Source organism: Lutibacter sp. (assembly GCF_013139515.1).
In the GTDB taxonomy this organism is placed as follows: domain Bacteria; phylum Bacteroidota; class Bacteroidia; order Flavobacteriales; family Flavobacteriaceae; genus Lutibacter.
The window spans coordinates 17,158-37,429 of the sequence record NZ_WTAR01000155.1 but is presented as its reverse complement, the minus strand read 5'-3'; the positions used below and the strand labels follow the sequence as shown (position 1 = coordinate 37,429).

Sequence of the window (20,272 nt, the reverse complement as noted above, 5' to 3'; positions counted from 1 at the left end):
TTAGCAATGTTCTTGGAGCTGATACTTGGCTTGAAGCTTGGCAAGGAACTGCAGATGCTTGTGGAGCTCCAGTAGCCCCTCATGATGGAACAGCTGTTGCAACTTATAGCTATGATGCAGTTGGAGGTAAAGTAACTATTAATGGTACAGGAGCCTATTTAGGAATTCCAAAGGCAAACAATGCAGGAGAACTAGATGCAGTTAGTGTCCCAACTTCTATTACATATGATATAGTTTTATCAGATAACGACAATACGATGAACTTAGTTATTGAAACTGGTACAGGAGTATTTTGGTCATTCAAGTTAGTAAGAGAAGGTTCTAGTACTGGCGGTGGAGGAGAAACTGGAACTCAAATAGATTTTCCGGTAGATTTTGAAAGCTCAACTGTAGATTATACACTAACTGATTTTGGAGATAACATTTCTGAGCTTATTGTAGATCCTAACGATGCTAATAACATGATAGTGAAAGTTATAAAACCTACCTCAGCACCGCTTTGGGCAGGTACTACAATTGGTACTGATGCCGGTTTTGCAACAAATATTCCTATTACATTAACTAATTCTAAAATGACAGTTCGTGTTTGGTCGCCAGACGCTGGTACACCAATACGTTTGAAAATTGAAGATGCAAATGATGTTACACATACCTGTGAAACAGAGGTTAACACTACCGTATCAGGAGGTTGGGAAACTTTAGAGTTTGATTTTACGAATCAAGCAACTGGAACAGAGCTTTTAAGCGTTGGTTTAAATAATGGTTGGGTTTATAACAAGGCATCTATCTTTTTCAATTTTGGTACTGATGGAGCAACAACTGGTGAGAAAATATATTACTTTGATGATGTATTATTTATTCAATAATTAAAAAAACAATAAAAAATGAAAAATATAAAATATATAATTGGTCTTTTCCTTACACTGGCATTTTTTGTTAGTTGTGAAGAGGATAACTACAAATTGGGGGATCTAATTGCTCCCTCAAATGTTCAAATAGCAGACCCAGTAATTGTTGGGCAGGATTTAAATAATCCTGAGTTTGAAAATGGAGATGGTAGTGGTTTTGTAACATTTACAACAACGGCCAATAATGTGATAAGCTATAATTTTAATTTTGGAGATGGTTCTAGTGAAGTGGTACCTTCTGGTGTTATAACACATAGATATACTAAAGTTGGAGTAAATAACTTTACTGTAATTGTAAGTGCAATTGGAACAGGAGGAGTTACATCAACTACTTCAATTGATGTTACAGTTTACAGTTCATTTTCAGATGTAGAAGCTGAAAATATTTTAAGTGGAGGTATTATAGGTGAAGGTAAAAAATGGTATTGGGCAGCTGATTTACCACTACATGTTGGTATGGGTACAGCTTATGATGATTACGGTAATGGAGAATTTGCATATGAATCTTGGTGGGATGGTATTGAAGCTTGGGATGAAGAAAAAGGATGTATGTATGATGATGAATTTGTATTTACAAAAACAGCTGAGGGTATAACATTTGAACAAACAGCAGGTCCGGCATTTATTCCTGGAACTTATGCAGGTTTTATAGGTGTTGACGGTGATGCTTGTCATGATGATACTGTTGCCACTGATATGTATGGCGTTAAAAATGTTGCCTTGTTTCCGTCTGGATCTAAAGCAGCATTAGAAGGTTCTTATAATGAAGTACCTTATAGAGGTACGTCTTTTGAGATTTCAGATGGTGGATTTATGGGTTGGAATGCTGGTACAAGTACTTATGATATTATTTCTATAGATGAAAATTACATGCGAGTTAGAATTATAGAAAATTCAGCAAGTGGTAGTGGTGCTGCATGGTACCAATTATTTACTTCAACAAAACCTGTACAAGGAGGCTCTGAATTCACAAATTTAGTATGGTCTGACGATTTTGAAACAGCTGGAGCCCCAGATGTAGCAAAATGGACATACGATCTTGGCGCAGGTGGCTGGGGTAATGGAGAGGCACAAACCTATACTGATAATGCTGAAAATGTGATTATTGAAGGTGGTGTTCTTAAAATTATAGCAAAAGCAGATGGTAGCGGAGGCTATACTTCAGCAAGATTAAAAACACAAGGTCTATATGATTTTAAATATGGTAGAGTTGACATAAGTGCAAAACTACCTGCAGCTCAAGGAACTTGGCCTGCATTATGGATGTTAGGCTCTAATTTTACTGATGTTGGTTGGCCACAATGTGGAGAAATTGATATTATGGAACAATTAGGAGATGATAAAAATAATACTTTAGGAACATTTCATTGGTGGAATACAACTGATTTAGCAAATGCAATGTATGGAGAAACTGCAGCAATATCAAATGCAACTACTGAGTTTCATGTGTATTCTCTTGAATGGACTGAAGAATCAATACAAGTACTTGTTGACAATGTGAAAGTTGTAGAGATGGCTAATAATGCTGATTTACCATTTTATGATAAAGATTTCTTTATGATTTTTAACGTTGCCATGGGAGGCTCTCTTGGTGGAACTATTGATCCTGCATTTACAGAAGATGTAATGGAAATTGAGTACGTAAAAGTTTACCAATAATTATTGAATTAAATTAAAAGGTTAGTACTTCAAATTACTAGCCTTTTAATTTTTTTTACTTAAAAATATTATAAAGTACTATATAGTTATATAAAAGGTTGTTTTTATGACAAAATAGTACAAATATATTTCAGTAATGGAGCTTACTTTTGAATATGTTACTAACAAGTAAAACTGTAAAATGAATTATAATAGTTACATTAAAATCATTCCTTTTTTTTTAATAACTCAATTTTTAGTAAGTAGTTGTAACCAGCATACCAAAAATAAAGTAGTTATGCAAAATACAATTTCTCAAAATTCTAATACAACTAAAATTACTAAAAGTAAAGTATACACTACAAGAGCATTAGATGATACTAAATTACAGTTAACAGGAGAAGTAATATTTTCAGATTTTAAACAACCATTAGAAACTGAAGTTTCTATTTTAGTATCTCCATCAAAACAATTTCAAACTTTTTTAGGTATTGGTGCTGCATTAACTGATGCATCTGCTGAAACATTTTATAAACTTTCAAAAGAAAATCAGGACCATTTTATGGAAGCATATTATAGTGTTGATAAAGGAATTGGTTATACTTTAGCAAGAACCATTATTCATAGTTGCGATTTTTCAAGCGAAAGCTACACATATATTGAAGAGGGAGATAAAGAATTAGAAACCTTCAACATTAGTCACGATAAACAATTTAGAATTCCATTTACAAAAAAAGCAATTGCAGCTGCAGGAGGGGAATTAACTATGTACGCAAGTCCTTGGAGTCCGCCTGCATTTATGAAAACTAATAATAATATGTTGCAAGGGGGTAAATTAAAACCTGAATTTCATCAGCCTTGGGCAAATTATTATGCAAAATTTATAAAAGCTTATGAAAAGGAAGGAGTACCAATTTGGGGTTTAACTATTCAAAATGAACCAATGGCTGTTCAGCGTTGGGAATCTTGTATTTATACGGCTGAAGAAGAACGTGATTTTTTAAAAAATTATTTAGGTCCAACACTTGAAAAAGAAGAATTAGGAGATAAAAAAATTATAGCTTGGGATCATAATAGAGATTTATTATTTGAAAGAGCGCAAGTAATTTTAAGTGACCCAGAAGCAAATAAATATGTTTGGGGAATGGGTTTTCATTGGTATGAAGATTGGAAAGACGGTATACCAATGTATAATAATGTTGCTAAAGTTAATGAAGCATTTCCTGATAAAAATTTAATATTTACCGAAGGTACTAATGAATCTTATAGCTGGGAAAGAATTAACGATCCCAAATTGGCTGAACGTTACGGAAAAGCTATGATTAATGATTTTAATAATGGAACAGTAGCTTGGACAGATTGGAATATTTTGCTAGATGAAACAGGAGGTCCAAATCATGTTGGGAACCTTTGTTTTGCACCGGTTCACGGAAATACACAAACTAACGAATTAACTTTCACGAATTCCTATTATTATATTGGTCACTTTTCAAAATTTATAAGACCAGGAGCTAAAAGAATATCTTCAGGAACAACTTCAAATAAATTAATTGCAACAGCCTTTTTAAATACCGATGAAAGTATTGTAATTGTAGCTTTAAACGAAAGTAATCAACCTGTAAATTATATGTTAACTCTTGAGGGTAAAACATCAAATTTAAGCATACCAGCACACGCTATTCAAACTATTATTTTGAATTAAAAAGAACAATTATTAAACTTAAATGTCAATCGCAATGAAAAAATCGTACACTATTTTTATAAGTTTAATTGTAGCAATGGGAGGTTTTCTTCTTGGTTTTGACAGTGCTGTTATTTCAGGAGCTGTAAATGGAATTAGAACTTATTTTGAAATGACCGATTGGCAACTTGGATTTTCAGTAGGTTGTGTAATTTTTGGAGCTATGGCAGGAAATATACTTGCAGGTCCGCTAAGTGATAAATTTGGAAGAAAAAAATTACTGATAATTACAGCAATGTTATTTACAATATCTGCTTTATGGTCAGCTACAGCAACAACTTATGTGACATTTGTAATTGCTAGAATTATTGGTGGAGTTGGTATTGGTGGAGCCATATTAATAGCGCCAATTTATATTGCTGAAATAGCGCCTCCAAAATTAAGAGGTAGTTTAGTTTCTTTAAATCAATTAAACATAGTTTTAGGAATTTCTGTCGCATATTTTTCTAATTATTTTTTGATAAATCTTGAGGGAGAAAGTTGGAGATGGATGTTAGGTGTAGAAGCAATTCCTGCAATTATTTACTTTTTAGCATTATTCTTAGTTCCAAGAAGTCCAAGATGGATTATTCAAAAATTAAATCAAGTAACTATAGCAAAAAATACATTAGTTAAAATTGGTGGTGAAGAATTTGCAAATACAACTATTGGAGAAATTCAGAGAGGTATTGCTAAGAAAGAAGCAAAAGGAACTTTTTCAGATTTTTTTAGTAAAAGAATGAAAGTAATTATAATTATTGCTTTTGGTTTAGCATTTTTTCAGCAAATAACAGGAATCAACGCAATTTTTTATTATGCTCCAACTATTTTTGAGCAAGCTGGAGGTAGTACTGATGCTTCGTTTTTACAAGCAATTGTTGTTGGTTTAACCAATGTAATATTCACATTTATAGCTATTTACTTAATAGATAAATTAGGAAGAAAACCATTACTTATAATAGGTACTTCGGCAATGGCAATTTCATTATCAATGGCAACTTTGGCATTTAACAATGCAACGTATATTTTTGATAATACAACTATTGAAAAAATAGGGAATACTAAAATTAAAACGGCTTTAAGTGATTTAGAAGGGACAACATTTACTTCACAAAAACAATTATTTACTACGATAGAAACGAAATTAAATAACGCGCAATTTTTAGAATTTAAACAAAACGAAGTTAAAAACTTTATAGCAATAAATTCAACCTTAGTATTGGTCGCAATTCTATTGTACGTTGCTGCTTTTGCAATTTCATTAGGGCCTGTAATGTGGACGATGTTGTCTGAAATTTTTCCGGGAAATGTAAAGGGAATTGCAATTTCTATTGTTGGCTTCTTTAATTCATTAGTTAGTTACACTGTAACTCAATTTTTTCCGTGGGAACTCACCAATTTAGGGCCAACAGTCACTTTTGCAATTTATGCAGGTATGGCAATTTTATCGGTATTTTTTGTTTACAAGTATGTTATTGAAACTAAAGGGAAAACACTAGAAGAAGTACAAGAATTATTAATAAAAGAATAACCCCAAATGAAAAATATTTTTATAATTATAAGCTGTTTTATGGTATTATATGGATGTAAAAAACCAATAGAAAAAGGACCAGTATATAAAGATTCTATTCCAGTTAAAGTTACTTTAACTAATACCAATGGTAAATTTGAATTATTAGTAAATAATAAATCATTTTATATAAAAGGCGCAGGATTAGAGTTTGGAAATATTAAATCATTAGCTGAACATCATGGAAATTCATTTAGAACTTGGAGAACAGGAAACGGTAAGCAAACAGGTAAAGAAGTTTTAGATGAAGCTCATAAGTACGGTATAAAAGTAACTATGGGGATTGAAGTTGCTAGAGAGCGCCATGGCTTTAATTATAATGATAAAATTGCGGTAAAAAATCAATTTGAAAACATTAAAAAAGAAGTTTTAGTATTAAAAAATCATCCAGCATTATTAATTTGGGCAATTGGAAACGAGTTGAATTTGCGTTCAACCAACCCAAAAGTTTGGGATGCTGTTAATGATATTTCAAAAATGATACATGAGGTTGATCCAAATCATTTAACCACTACAACATTGGCTGGAATTTCACAGCAAGAAATTAACTATATAAAAGATAGATGTTCAGATTTAGATTTACTATCTCTTCAGATGTATGGAAAAATCCTTGAATTACCCAAACTTGTTAAAAAATACGGTTGGGATGGCCCATACATGGTAACAGAATGGGGAGCAACGGGACATTGGGAAGTTCCAAAAACAGACTGGGGAGCACCAATTGAAGAAAATAGCACAGTAAAAGCAGCCAATTATTTAAAAAGATATAAAGGGGCTATTGAAGCAGATTCATTGCAGTGTGTTGGTTCGTACGTATTTCTTTGGTCACAAAAACAAGAGCGCACACCAACTTGGTATGGCATTTTTTTAGAAGATGGTAAAGAAACCGAAGCTGTTGATGTGATGCATTATGTTTGGAGCGGAGATTGGCCAAAAATTAGAACACCTCAAATAACATCATTTACGGTAAATGATAAAACAAGTTATAATAATGTGGTATTAAACGCTAATCAGGAATGTTTGGCAAGTTTAAAAATAATGGACGCTAAAAATGATCAGTTAAATTATAAATGGGAAATTTTATTTGAAAGTACAGATTTAAGTGATGGAGGAGATTTCGAAAAAAAACCTGATGCTGTTGAGATTACCATAACAAGTAATAATGAAGGAGAATTACAATTTAAAGCACCAAAAACGAAGGGAATGTATAGATTGTTTGTTTATATAGATGATGGAAATGAACATTCAGCAACAGCCAACATTCCGTTTAAAGTAATTTAAGCGAACAAGTAATAAATCAATAATGGGTTTTAGTAAAAAACACCATATTAAATTAGAAACAGAATTAGATGTATATAGGAGAAAATAAAGCTTCTTTTGAAGTGAATGAGGTAAATGGGAAAATTATAACTATTGGAAATGAAAGTTATTATAAGATTTCTAATGTAGATGAAATGAGACCATTTTTTATGAGCATTGTTAGTCATTCAAATCATTGGATGTTTATTTCTAGCAATGGAGGTTTATCTGCAGGAAGAAAAAATAGTGACAATGCGTTATTTCCATATTATACTGATGATAAAATTGCAGAAAGTTCTCAAATTACTGGAAGCAAAACTGCACTACGTGTTCAAATAAATAATAAAGCATACTTGTGGGAACCATTTTCAAACAATTATGAAGGTATTTATAAAATAAGTAGAAACTTGTATAAAAATAACTTTGGAAACAAAATTATTTTTGAAGAAATAAATCATTTTTTAGGATTAACATTTAAGTATGAGTGGAACTCAAGTGATTTGTTTGGTTTTGTTAAAAAGTCAACTTTAAGCAATAATACAACCAATCCAGTTAAAGTTTCAATACTAGATGGTCTTCAAAATATTGTCCCATTTGGTGCTGGTGAAGAATTACAAAGTACAAAAAGCAATTTAGTTGATGCTTATAAAAAAAATGAGTTAGATGCTGAAGTTGGTATAGGAATGTACGCTTTAAGTGCTATTATTGTTGATAAAGCTGAACCAAGTGAAGCGCTAAAAGCAAACATTGTTTGGTCTTTAGGTATTAACAATCCAAGATATTTAGTTTCTTCATTACAAATTAATAACTTCAGAAAAGGAAAAGAAATTCAACAGGAAGTTGATGTTAGAGCCGAAAAAGGAGCTTATTTTATTAGTTCAGATTTTAACTTATCAGCAGGAAAAGAAAAAAAATGGCTACAAATAGCTGATGTTAACCAAACCATTTCTTCTATTCAAGCAATTAGAGCAAAAATAAAAGATGAAGCTAATTTAATTTCACTTATTGAAAATGACATTGAAAAAGGCACTCGAAAATTAATTGAGCTCACAAGTTCAGCAGATGGTTTACAATTAACTGCTGATAAATTACGCAATACAAGGCATTTTTCAAATACGCTTTTTAATAATATGCGAGGTGGTATTTTTGATAATAATTATCAAATTGAAAAAGATGATTTTACAAAATATATTGAAAAAGCAAATAAAATAGTTCATAAAAATAATGAAGTAGTTTTAGAAAATCTACCAGAAGAATTTTCATTAAAGCACTTAAAAGAATTGGCAGATAATCAAAACGATACAAATTTTAAAAGACTTTGTTTTGAATATATGCCGTTGAAATTTAGCAGAAGACACGGAGATCCAAGTCGCCCTTGGAATAAGTTTTCAATTAACACAAGAAGTGAAGTTGATGGCTCAAAAATTTTAGATTATGAAGGGAATTGGAGAGATATTTTTCAAAATTGGGAAGCTTTAGCGCATTCATATCCTGAATTTATTGAAAGTATGATTCATAAGTTTTTAAATGCAACCACGTTTGAAGGTTATAATCCATATCGAGTAACAAAAGATGGTTTTGATTGGGAAACAATTGAGCCAAATGATCCTTGGTCATATATTGGTTATTGGGGAGATCATCAAATTATTTATTTGTTGAAATTTTTAGAATTTATAGAAAATCATTACCCAACAAAATTGGCAAGTTATTTTAATAAAGAACTATTTGTGTATGCAAATGTGCCTTATAAAATTAAAAGCTATTCAAAAATTTTAGAAAACCCTAAAGATACTATAGATTTTGACCATGAACTAGATGAAAAGATCAATCAAAATAAAGTTAAGCTAGGTGCTGATGGTGCGTTACTTTTAAGCCAAAAAAACACTATTTATAAAGTTAATTTAATTGAAAAATTACTAGCAACGGTACTGGCTAAAGTAGCTAACTTTATTCCTGAAGCTGGTATTTGGATGAATACCCAACGTCCTGAATGGAATGATGCAAACAATGCCTTGGTTGGTAATGGTGTATCTATGGTAACGCTTTCTTATTTGCGTCGGTTTTTAAATTTCTTTGAAGTAACTGTATCAAATTCAACCATTAAAACTGTAGAAATCTCTGAAGAATTAGCTGTCTTTTTCAATGAAGTAGTATCTACTTTGGACGAAAATGAACATCTGCTAACTGGAAAAATTTCAGATGCAAAAAGAAAATTAATAGTAGATGGTTTAGGAAATGCTGGAAGTAATTTTAGAGTAACTATTTATGAAAATGCTTTTTCAGGCTCTAAAAAAACAATTTCTAAAGAAGATTTATTAAAATTTATACAAGTAACACTTCACTTTATAGATCATACTATTGAAGCAAATAAAAGAACAGATAAGTTATATCATGCATACAATTTAATGACTGTTGAAAATGATCAAGAAATTTCAATTTCATATTTAGCTGAAATGCTGGAGGGACAAGTTGCGGTATTAAGTTCTGGATTTCTTTCATATGAAGCAAGTTTAGAACTGTTAGATAGTTTAAAATCAAGTGCTTTGTTTAGATCCGATCAGTATAGTTATTTATTGTATCCAAATAAAGAATTGTCAAGATTTTACGAGAAAAATAATATTTCTGCCAATGCTATTGAAAAATCTGAATTATTAAAACAGTTACTATTAGATGGAAACTCACAAATAATTGAAAAAGATTGTTTAGGAAACTACCATTTCAACGGTAATTTTAACAATGCAAATAGTTTAAAAGAAGAACTCTTAAAATTACCTCAAAATAAGTATAATAAGCTTGTTGAAATGGATAAAAACTTGCTATTAAACATTTTTGAAGAAACCTTTAAACATAAATCATTTACTGGAAGATCAGGTACTTTTTATGGGTATGAAGGCTTAGGTTCTATTTATTGGCATATGGTTTCTAAGCTTGTATTAGCCGTTCAAGAAGTATGTGTTAAAGCAATTAATAATAGTAATAATTTGGTTCTTAGAGGAAAATTAATGGATCATTATTATGAAATGAATGAAGGTATTGGAGTTCATAAATCTCCTGAATTATACGGAGCTTTCCCAACCGATCCTTACTCACATACACCTGGCGGAAAAGGTGCACAACAACCTGGGATGACAGGGCAAGTAAAAGAAGATATTTTAAGCAGATTTGGTGAGTTAGGTGTTTTTGTGAAAGATGGAAAACTCTATTTTAATCCAATTTTATTAAGAACTAATGAATTTTTAAGAGAACCTAAAGTATTTAATTTTATTGACGTTCATCAACAAGAAAAACAAATTAATTTAGAAGAAAAAAGTATTGGATTTACGTATTGTCAAGTCCCAATTATTTACAAGCAAAATTCAAAAAACTCATTAGAAATATTTTTCAGTAACGCTTCAATTATACGGTTTGATGATTTAAGTGTAACGAGTGAAATAAGCAGTAAAATATTTAGTAGAACCGGTGAGATAGAAAAAATAATAGTGTCGTTTCATCAAAATTAAATAAATTTTTAATTTAGAATTAGACAAGAAGCAATAGGATGTAATTTAAATAAGGGTAGAATGAGTAAAAGGTTGATAATAATAGTTTTAGCATTAATAAGTATAGCTTCTTGTACAACTGTTGTTGATTCACAAGTAGTGAAAATTTATAAGCAGCAATTAGTTTTGAATGATTCTCCTTACTTTATTAAAGGCATTTGTTATCATCCAGTCCCAAAAGGAAGTACCCAAAGAAGTTTTAACAATTTAACAGCAGATTTAGCTTTAATGGTTGAAGCAGGAATTAATACAATTAGAGTTTATGAACCAATTGATGATGTTACTGTTCTTGATGAAATTGAAAAATCTGGAATTAAAGTTATAATGGGTTTTGGCTATAATCAAAATGGTAATTTTGATATACTTTCAGGTTCATTTCTCAATTATATAAAAACGTATAAAAACCATAAGGCAATTTTGTTTTGGGAGTTAGGAAATGAATACAACTACCACCCAGAATGGTTTAACAACGATATAAAAAATTGGTATATATCATTAAATAAAGCAGTAGATAGTATTCATAAAATTGATACAAATCATCCTGTAGCTACTGCACATGGTGAATTACCTGAAAAGTTAGCATTAACAATTTGTTCAAGTATTGATATTTGGGGAATAAATGTATATAGATGGGATAATCCAGAAAGTCTTTTTTCTGAATGGAATTCTATAAGCACAAAGCCAATATATCTTTCTGAAGCAGGCGCTGATAGTTATATGACAATTTCAAAAAATAATTTTAAACAAGGTGAAAATCAAGAAGCTCAAGCAGTGGCTACTAAAAATATTTTACAAGCAATAATTAATTCCAAAGATAAAAGTATGGGAGTTGCGCTTTTTTCATTTACAGACGGTTGGTGGAAAGCAGGTGAAATTGATATTCAAAACTCTGGTGGATGGGCACCAAATAGCAGTGGTGTACCGTATGATGGTACTCCAAATGAAGAGTACTGGGGCATTGTTGATATTGATAGAAATAAGAAAAAAGCATACAATGTTGTTAAACAAATTTATACTGAAACAAAAACAAAATAATAATAATAATGAATAAGCCAACAGTAACCAGAATATATCAACTAAAACTTGTAAAATGAATCATTATCAAACAGCAGCTATAGATAAAGTCCCATTAATTCAAAAATTTGCTTTTGGAGCGGGGAACTTAGCCAATCAATTATTTCCAGCAGCATTAGGTGCTTTTATGTATTATTTAGTGGTTGCTTATGGAATGAGTCCCGCAAAAGCGGGTGTTTTGTCTATGATTCCAAGAATTTTAGATGCTATTACAGACCCAATAATGGGATTCATCTCAGATAATACTAGGTCTAAATGGGGACGTAGAAAACCTTATATTTTATTGGGAGGTTTTATAACGGGTATTTCATTTATTATGATGTGGCAATTAAATCCTGAAGATTCATCAACGTATCATTTTTGGTATATTTTATTGTTATCATTTGTTTTTTACATTGGCTATACAATATTTGCAACACCTCTTATTGGATTAGGATATGAAATGACACCAGATTATCATGAGAGAACTCGCTTAATGGCATCTTCTCAATTTATTGGACAAATAGCATGGATGATAGCACCTTGGATTTGGTGGGTAATTGCACAACCAAATATTTTTGCAACCCAAACCGAAGGAGTAAGAACGGTATCTATAATAGCAGGTTTACTATGTATTGTTTTAGCAATAATGCCAGCATTTTTCTGTAAAGAGATAAATCAATCAAATATTGAAGGGAAATCAGACCTTTCACTTAAAAACCTTTCAGCTAATTTAAAAGAACTTTTTAAAGGAATAACGGAAATCATAAACAACAAACCATTTTTAAGAGTATGTGGAGCAACTTTTTTGGTGTTTAATGGTTTTCAAATTGTAGCACAATTTTCACTATTTATTATTGTGTATTATATGTTTGATGGAAATTATGGATCTGCTGGGACTTGGCCAGCTTGGTATAATACGATGGCTGCAGTTGCAACTATGTTTTTGGTAATTCCAATAATTACCAAAATGGCTACTAAATGGGGAAAAAAGAACGCTTTTATTATTGCTACACTTATATCTGTTGTTGGTTATGCAATTAAATGGTGGGGATTTGATCCAGGAAACCCTTGGTTAATGTTTATTCAAATTCCGTTTATGTCATTTGGTATTGGAGGTTTGTTCACTTTAATGATGTCTATGACAGCCGATTTATGTGATTTGGATGAATTAAACAATGGTATGCCAAGAAAAGAAGGAACTTTTGGTGCCGTATATTGGTGGATGGTTAAAATAGGGTCAGCTCTTGCTTTAGGATTAAGTGGTTTTATACTTTCTTTTGTTGGTTGGGATCAAAATGAACCAACGCAAACAATGGAAACCTTAACAAACCTTAGAATTGCAGATATTATTATACCAATAACAACGGCTTTATTAGCAGTAGTTGTTATGTGGAAATATGATATTACTGAAGAAAAAGCACATCAAATTAGAAAAACGTTAGAAGAAACAAGAGGTAAATTGTAATTAAAACCTAAAATTTATATACTAAAAATCATGTCATTTAGAGCAGGTAAAATAAAATCATTAGTAGGTTTAGATCATACTAATAGTAGTAATGAAGAATTAAAAACCTTATTTAGTAAGGTATTAAATAATGGTATGCATGGACTTTGTTTTAGCTTGTATGAAGAAGGTCAAAAGCCAGGTGATATTATTACTGAAGAACAAATAAGAAGGAGAATTGAAATTATAAAACCCTATACAAAATGGATTCGTTCTTTTTCATGTACTGATGGTAATGAATTAATACCTAAAATAGCACATGAATTAGGTATAAAAACATTGGTTGGCGCTTGGTTGGGAGATGATGATGAAATAAATAAAAAAGAGATTGAAAATCTTATAAAAATAGCTAAAGAAGGATATGTAGATCTTGCTGCTGTTGGAAATGAAGTCATGTACAGAGGCGATTTAACCGAAGAAGAACTTTTAAATTTTATAAATGAGGTGAAAGAAGCAATTCCAACAATACCAGTTGGTTATGTTGATGCTTATTATGAATTTGAAAATAGACCAAAAATAACCGAAGCTTGTGATGTGATTTTCGCAAACTGCTATCCTTATTGGGAAGGTTGCCATTTTGATTATTCACTTTTATATATGAAAGACATGTATCAAAGGGTAAAAAAGTCTTCTATGGGAAAACAAGTTATAATTTCTGAAACTGGTTGGCCAAATAAAGGGCAGGTTTTTCATGGAGCACAGCCTTCACATGAGAATGCTATTAAATATTTTATAAATGCACAAAAATGGTCTGAAGAAGAAAATATTGAAATGTTTTACTTTTCTTCATTTGACGAATCATGGAAAACAGGTGCAGAAGGAGATGTTGGAGCCTATTGGGGACTTTGGGATAAAGATGAAAATTTGAAATTCTAAATGTTACACCTAATACTTTTTTAACGAATTATTACTAAATGAACTATTCAAAAGAATTAAATATAGAGCCGGGAAAAGCAATTTGTTATTCAGGTTTTAGGGAAGGTCAAATGCCTGGAGGAGAAGTTCCAACATATGAAGAAATAAAAGAAGACCTTTTAATGCTTCAAGGACATTGGAAATATCTTCGTTTATATGATTGTGATGCGCACGCTGAAACTGTTTTAGAAGTTATTGAAAAAGAAAAATTGGATTTTAAAGTGATGCTTGGGGCTTATATTATTGCCGAGATGAATAACTATGGTTGCCCTTGGGAAACACCAATTATTTCAGAAGAAGAGTTGAATGAAAATAAATTGAAGAATGAGCAACAAATTCAAAAATTAATACAGTTAGCCAATCAATATCCAACAATTATTTTTTCATTATCTGCAGGAAATGAAGCCTGTGTAGATTGGACAGATCATTATGTGCCAGTTAAAAGTGTTATTAATTACGTTAAAACTATAAAAAAAGGAGCAAAGCAACCCGTTACATTTTGCGAAAATTATGCGCCTTGGTTAGATAAATTAAAAGATTTAGTTGAAGTTGTAGATTTTATTTCGATTCATACATATCCGGTGTGGGAGTACAAAAATATTCATGATGCCTTACAATACACCAAAGAAAATTACTACGCAATTTCCAATAAATATCCTGATAAATTAGTAGTGATTACCGAAGCTGGTTGGGCTACAAACTCTAACGGAAGAGGTATTTGTCCAACAAATGTAAGTGAAGAATTTCAAAAAATATATTATAACGATTTAATGAATTGGAATACTAAAGATGACATTCTAACATTTGTTTTTGAAGCTTTTGATGAGCCTTGGAAAGGATCTGAAGAAGAAATGGAGCCTGAAAAACATTGGGGATTATTTAAAGTTGATAGAACTCCAAAATTAGTCATGGAAAATCATATTGTTTGTTAACTTAAATTTTAAAGTATGAAAAATATAAAATCAACTATTTTACTAATTATTTTATCTGTAATAATGTTCAGTTGTGCACCAACTGTTACTAATAAAGAAATTTCAGCAAAAGACATTTTAGGAAATCCAGCATATTTAGCTATTTCGTATGGTGGATATCGTGATAATACACGTGAAATTCAACCAACTATTAATGAACTAAAAGAAGACATGCGAATCTTAAATGCTATGGGGATTAAGGTTTTACGTACGTATAACACCAAATTGAAACAAACTTCAAATTTATTAGAAGCCATTTCTCAATTAAAAAAAGAAGACTCTAATTTTGAAATGTATGTAATGTTAGGTGCTTGGATAGATTGTGAAAATGCTTGGACTGATAATCCAAATCATAATGCTGAAGATGTTGTAGCAAATACAAGTGAAATTGAAAGAGCAATTGCGTTGACTAATCAATATCCTGATATTGTTAAAATTATTGCAGTAGGTAATGAAGCTATGGTACATTGGGCAAGTAGTTTTTATGTGAGTCCAACTATTATTTTAAAATGGGTAAACCACTTGCAAGATTTGAAAAAAACAAAAAAATTACCTTCTGATTTATGGATTACAAGTTCAGATAATTTTGCTTCTTGGGGAGGCGGAGACGATAGCTATCATAATGAAGATTTAACAAAATTATTAAATGCAGTGGATTATGTTTCATTACACACATATCCTTTTCATAGTAGTCATTATGATTCAAATTACTGGAAAGTTCCAGAGAATGAAGAGAACTTAATGGTTATAGAAAAATCTGATGCAGCAATGTTAAGAGCTAAAAATTATGCAATAGCTGAATATGAATCTGCAGCTAAATATATAAAAAATGTGGGCGTTGATAAACCAATTCATATTGGTGAAACAGGTTGGGCTACAGTTGCAGGAAAGTCGCATTATGGATCAACAGGTTCAGGTGCTGCAGATGAGTATAAAGAAAAACTATTTCACGACCATATGAGATCTTGGACAAATTCAGTTGGTATGTCTTGTTTCTACTTTGAAGCATTTGACGAAAACTGGAAAGATGCACAAAACCCTTTAGGTTCTGAAAATCATTTTGGATTAATTACGATTGATGGTAAGGCTAAATATGCTTTATGGGATTTAGTTGATAAAGGAGTTTTTAAAGGGTTAACTAGAAATGGAAATGAAATTTCTAAAAGTTACAATGGAGATGAAGAACTTTTATTAAATTATTTACTTGAAATCCCTTCAAAAAGCAATTTGGAAGAATAACTATTAATAAAAAGAGGTATATATTTATAATAAAATTTAAGTTATAATGAAATCAAAATCAGTTAAAAACAGCCTGTTCAATTTTTTAAAACTAAGTATTTTAATTTTCGCTTTTAATGCTTGTAATAATGAGAATGAACCTGAAATTATTGTTGTTGAAAATATTGAAATTACTGAATTTTCTTTTCTAACAACAAATAATCCAACCTTAATTTCAAATGTGTATTTAACAATTGAAGGGAATAAAATTTCAGGAAGAATACCTCAAAATATTGATGTTTCTCAATTAGCACCTACTTTTGAATTTAATGGTACAACAATTTTAGTAAATAATGTAAGTCAATTAAGTGCAACTACTAAAAATGATTTCACAAACATTGTTACATATATAGTTAAAGCTTTAAATGGTTCACAAATTACGTATGATGTAGATATTACAAAGTTTACAGGATTGCCTGTTATATATCTTACAACGGATAATAATGCTCCAATAGATTCAAAAGATGATTATATTGAAGGTGATGTTATAATTGAAGGTGGAAGAAATTTTAGTAATCTAGAAAACTCTTCAATGAAAATTAGAGGTAGAGGAAACTCTACTTGGTATGTTCATCCTAAAAAACCGTATCAATTAAAATTAGGTGATGAAGGAGAAGTTTTAGGTATGCCTGAAGAAAAAAAATGGCTTTTCTTAGCTGAATATTCAGACAAAACTATGATGCGAAATTCTATAGCTTTTGAAATGGGTTATTTAAGTAATTTAGATTGGACACCTGAATCTGATTTTGCAGAGGTTTTTATTAATGATAATTATAACGGGACTTACAATATTACCCAAAAAGTAGAAGAAGGAGCTAACAGAGTTAATTTAGAAGGAAACGGATATTTATTAGAGATTGATCAATTAGATAGGCTAGACCCTGATGATGTATTCTTTTATACAGGTAATTTTTTAATAAATATTAAAGCACCTGATTTAACCTATGATAGTACAGAATATAATTATGTTAAAAATCTATTAAATGAGTTTGAATCTGTTTTAAATAGTGATCAATTTAAAGACCCAACAAATGGTTATGCCAAATATATTGATATTGATAGTTTTATTGATTGGTATTTAATTAGTGAAATAACAAAAAATGTTGATTCAAAAGATTTTTCGAGCATTTTTTTAAATGTTATTCCTGGCGAAAAAATTAAAATGGGACCGCTTTGGGATTTCGATTTGGCTTTTGGAAATGTTGACTACGCGGATAGTGAATATGCCGAAGGTTTTTGGGTGAAAGATCATAAATGGTATGCAAGACTTTTCGAAGACGAAGCATTTGTAACTAAAGTTAAAGCACGTTTTGAATATTTTAGTGAGAATAAAGAATTCATTTTAGATAAAATGGATTTTTATGCGAATCAATTAAAATGGTCTCAACAAGAAAATGATATGGTTTGGGGAACTTTAGGAATTTATGTTTGGCCAAATCCTGTAGTTTATAACACGTATGAAGAGGAAGTTAATCACTTAAAAAGTTGGTATTCTGAACGTATGAATTGGCTAGAAAATACATTTAATAGTTTGTAAAATTGAACATAATGAAACCATTCTTTAGTATAATTATAATTTCAATATTAATTTGGAGCTGTACAACGTCAAATAAATCTAACATTTCAATGAAACCGAATATAGAGGAAATACAAACTGAAAAAAAAGTTACGACTTTATTAGCTAAAATGACCTTAAGAGAAAAAGCAGGTCAAATGTTGAATATTGGTTTACCTACGGTTTTAACTGGTGATTATTGGGATGAACGTGAAAAAGCTGTTTTTGATGCTGAGAGATTTAAAAAATATATAATTGATTTAAATGTTGGGTCAATTCATAATACGCCAGGTTATTTAGCCGATAATAAAGAGTGGTACAGAATAGTAAAAACAATTCAAGATTCAGCTATTAAAAAATCAAGATTAGGAATTCCTGTTTTGTATGGAATAGATAATATTCATGGAGCAAATTATGTTGCAGGCTCAGTGATGTTTCCACATCAAATTGCAATGGCTGCAACTTGGAATCCGGAGTTAACAGAAATGAGTGCCAAAATAACGTCATATGAATCAAAATCTGCTTCTCTTCCTTGGAATTTCAATCCAAATGCAGATATAGCTATGAGTCCGTTATGGGGAAGAATTTCTGAAAGTTTTGGAGAAGACCCTTATTTGGTTTCAGAAATGACAAATGCTTACGTAAGAGGTTCTCAACAAAATGAATTAGGAAATAAAGAAAATTCAGCAGTTTGTTTAAAGCATTTTTTGGGTTATGGAGCAGGAAGAAATGGAAAGGACAGAGCAAATGCAATTATTCCTGAAAATAATTTGAGAGAGTATTTTTTACCACCTTTTGAAAAAGCAATTGCTGAAGGTGCAAAAGGAGTTATGATTAGTTCTAACGCCGTTAATGGGATTCCTTGTCACTCAAATAAATATTATATAACTGATATTTTAAAAGGAGAATTAGGTTTTAAAGGTGTGGTAATTTCAGATTTTAGTGATATACAATTTTTAATTGAAGCGCATCAAACAGCTAAAGATATGAGAGAAGCAACCAAATTAGCTGTGAATGCAGGATTAGATTTATTAATGAATCCTTACGATGCAAAAGTGGTTGATATTATTGTTGATTTAGTTGAGAATAATGAAATACCAATGAGTAGAATTGATGATGCTGTTACAAGAGTTTTGCGCCTTAAATTTGAGCTAAATCTTTTTGAAACTCCATATAATAATCCAAGTGACTTTAAAGATTTTGGAAGTGAAAAACATATTGCTAAAAATTATAAATCTGCAAGTGAGGCAATTACATTGTTAAAAAATGAAAATGAGATACTTCCTTTAAAAAAATCAAAAAAAGTATTAGTAACAGGTTATTCGGCAAATTCAATTAATGTTTTAAATGGCGCTTGGTCAAGAACTTTTTTAGGACAAGATACTCAGTATAACGATACAACTAAACTTACAATTTTAGACGCCATAAAAAAAGAAGTAGGAGCTTCAAATGTTCAATATGTTGAAGGAACAAATTATTTAGAAGATATAAATACTTCATTGGTTGTTTCTAAAGCAAAAAATGTAGATTATATAGTTGTTTGTGTAGGTGAATTACCAGCAACTGAAAAACCTTCAGATATTAACGAACTTGATTTGCCAAAAGCACAGCAAAATTTAGTTAAAAAATTAGCGGCACTAAATAAGCCGATAATATTAGTAATGGTTCAAGGTAGACCAAGAATTATTAGAGAAATAGAACCTTTAGTTGATGGAATTATTATGGGATATTACCCGGGTCAAGAAGGTGGTAGTGCAATTTCAGATGTGTTATTTGGAAATATAAATCCAAGTGGGAAATTACCATACACATATCCTAAATTCTCAGGGAATTATTTAACCTATTATCATAAAAAAACCGATATACGTGATGTTAATTGGGGGTATAATGGGTTTTATCCGCAGTTTGAATTTGGATATGGACTGTCATATTCAAAATTTGAAGTTTCAAATTTAAAAATTAATAAAGATACTATTTCTTTAAGCGAAGAATTAAATATCTCAATTGATGTAAAAAACACAAGTTCAATAAAAGGAAAAGAAGTAATTCAATTGTATTTAAGTGATTTAGTAGCTTCAGTTTCACCAGATTCAAAAAAATTAGTGCGATTTTCTAAAATTGAATTGAATCCTTCAGAAGTAAAGACTGTAACATTTAAATTGAATAAAAAAGATTTAATGTTTATTGGTGCAGATAATAAATGGATTGTTGAAGATGGAGAATTTGAAATGTTAGTTGGTGGTAATCCTTCAAAAATGCTAAGTGAAAAGTTTCTTTATAAAAAGTATGTTAATTAAGTTTTTAAATAATATTTCATGA

Annotated in this window: 12 protein-coding genes and 1 pseudogene; all 13 read left to right on the top strand. The window is 30.6% G+C overall.

All coding sequences use genetic code 11. From position 1 onward, the window contains the following. Positions 1-866, top strand: a pseudogene (locus GQ540_RS13140) (hypothetical protein); the annotation flags it as partial. An 18-nt stretch (positions 867-884) separates the two neighbouring features. Further along, positions 885-2,567: a family 16 glycosylhydrolase gene (locus GQ540_RS13135; protein ID WP_291801931.1), complete on the top strand. Its 1,683-nt coding sequence runs from the start codon at positions 885-887 to the stop codon at positions 2,565-2,567. Between the two features lie 277 nt (positions 2,568-2,844). Beyond that, positions 2,845-4,248 (top strand): glycoside hydrolase family 30 protein, encoded by a 1,404-nt coding sequence (locus tag GQ540_RS13130; RefSeq protein WP_291801929.1) that lies wholly within the window; start codon positions 2,845-2,847, stop codon positions 4,246-4,248. A gap of 34 nt (positions 4,249-4,282) precedes the next feature. Next, a complete protein-coding gene (locus tag GQ540_RS13125) occupies positions 4,283-5,797 on the top strand; it encodes a sugar porter family MFS transporter (protein WP_291801927.1) in 1,515 nt (504 codons plus the stop codon). 6 nt (positions 5,798-5,803) lie between these two features. After that, positions 5,804-7,117, top strand: a complete 1,314-nt coding sequence (locus GQ540_RS13120) for a glycoside hydrolase family 2 TIM barrel-domain containing protein (RefSeq protein ID WP_291801925.1) — start codon at positions 5,804-5,806, stop codon at positions 7,115-7,117. Positions 7,118-7,185: 68 nt separating this feature from the next. Further along, positions 7,186-10,635: a hypothetical protein gene (locus GQ540_RS13115; protein WP_291801923.1), complete on the top strand. Its 3,450-nt coding sequence runs from the start codon at positions 7,186-7,188 to the stop codon at positions 10,633-10,635. Positions 10,636-10,695: 60 nt separating this feature from the next. Next, positions 10,696-11,709 (top strand): glycoside hydrolase family 2 TIM barrel-domain containing protein, encoded by a 1,014-nt coding sequence (locus GQ540_RS13110; protein WP_291801920.1) that lies wholly within the window; start codon positions 10,696-10,698, stop codon positions 11,707-11,709. Positions 11,710-11,764: 55 nt separating this feature from the next. Further along, positions 11,765-13,195 (top strand): MFS transporter, encoded by a 1,431-nt coding sequence (locus GQ540_RS13105; protein ID WP_291801917.1) that lies wholly within the window; start codon positions 11,765-11,767, stop codon positions 13,193-13,195. A gap of 30 nt (positions 13,196-13,225) precedes the next feature. Then, positions 13,226-14,110 (top strand): glycosyl hydrolase family 17 protein, encoded by an 885-nt coding sequence (locus tag GQ540_RS13100; protein ID WP_291801915.1) that lies wholly within the window; start codon positions 13,226-13,228, stop codon positions 14,108-14,110. Positions 14,111-14,148: 38 nt separating this feature from the next. Then, positions 14,149-15,081, top strand: a complete 933-nt coding sequence (locus GQ540_RS13095; protein ID WP_291801913.1) for a glycosyl hydrolase family 17 protein — start codon at positions 14,149-14,151, stop codon at positions 15,079-15,081. Between the two features lie 15 nt (positions 15,082-15,096). Then, a complete protein-coding gene (locus GQ540_RS13090; RefSeq protein ID WP_291801910.1) occupies positions 15,097-16,359 on the top strand; it encodes a glycosyl hydrolase family 17 protein in 1,263 nt (420 codons plus the stop codon). A gap of 46 nt (positions 16,360-16,405) precedes the next feature. Further along, complete coding sequence (locus GQ540_RS13085; protein ID WP_291801907.1) at positions 16,406-17,935, top strand: CotH kinase family protein; 1,530 nt, start codon at positions 16,406-16,408, stop codon at positions 17,933-17,935. Positions 17,936-17,946: 11 nt separating this feature from the next. Then, on the top strand, positions 17,947-20,250 hold the full coding sequence (locus GQ540_RS13080; RefSeq protein ID WP_291801905.1) for a glycoside hydrolase family 3 N-terminal domain-containing protein: 2,304 nt from the start codon (positions 17,947-17,949) through the stop codon (positions 20,248-20,250). Positions 20,251-20,272: the final 22 nt, after the last annotated feature.

What these genes read in the sequence shown, in the direction of transcription:
- GQ540_RS13135 (WP_291801931.1), top strand. Translation starts at nt 885, where the DNA reads ATGAAAAATATAAAATATATAATTGGTCTTTTCCTTACACTGGCATTT.
- GQ540_RS13130 (WP_291801929.1), top strand. Translation starts at nt 2,845, where the DNA reads ATGCAAAATACAATTTCTCAAAATTCTAATACAACTAAAATTACTAAA.
- GQ540_RS13125 (WP_291801927.1), top strand. Translation starts at nt 4,283, where the DNA reads ATGAAAAAATCGTACACTATTTTTATAAGTTTAATTGTAGCAATGGGA.
- GQ540_RS13120 (WP_291801925.1), top strand. Translation starts at nt 5,804, where the DNA reads ATGAAAAATATTTTTATAATTATAAGCTGTTTTATGGTATTATATGGA.
- GQ540_RS13115 (WP_291801923.1), top strand. Translation starts at nt 7,186, where the DNA reads ATGTATATAGGAGAAAATAAAGCTTCTTTTGAAGTGAATGAGGTAAAT.
- GQ540_RS13110 (WP_291801920.1), top strand. Translation starts at nt 10,696, where the DNA reads ATGAGTAAAAGGTTGATAATAATAGTTTTAGCATTAATAAGTATAGCT.
- GQ540_RS13105 (WP_291801917.1), top strand. Translation starts at nt 11,765, where the DNA reads ATGAATCATTATCAAACAGCAGCTATAGATAAAGTCCCATTAATTCAA.
- GQ540_RS13100 (WP_291801915.1), top strand. Translation starts at nt 13,226, where the DNA reads ATGTCATTTAGAGCAGGTAAAATAAAATCATTAGTAGGTTTAGATCAT.
- GQ540_RS13095 (WP_291801913.1), top strand. Translation starts at nt 14,149, where the DNA reads ATGAACTATTCAAAAGAATTAAATATAGAGCCGGGAAAAGCAATTTGT.
- GQ540_RS13090 (WP_291801910.1), top strand. Translation starts at nt 15,097, where the DNA reads ATGAAAAATATAAAATCAACTATTTTACTAATTATTTTATCTGTAATA.
- GQ540_RS13085 (WP_291801907.1), top strand. Translation starts at nt 16,406, where the DNA reads ATGAAATCAAAATCAGTTAAAAACAGCCTGTTCAATTTTTTAAAACTA.
- GQ540_RS13080 (WP_291801905.1), top strand. Translation starts at nt 17,947, where the DNA reads ATGAAACCATTCTTTAGTATAATTATAATTTCAATATTAATTTGGAGC.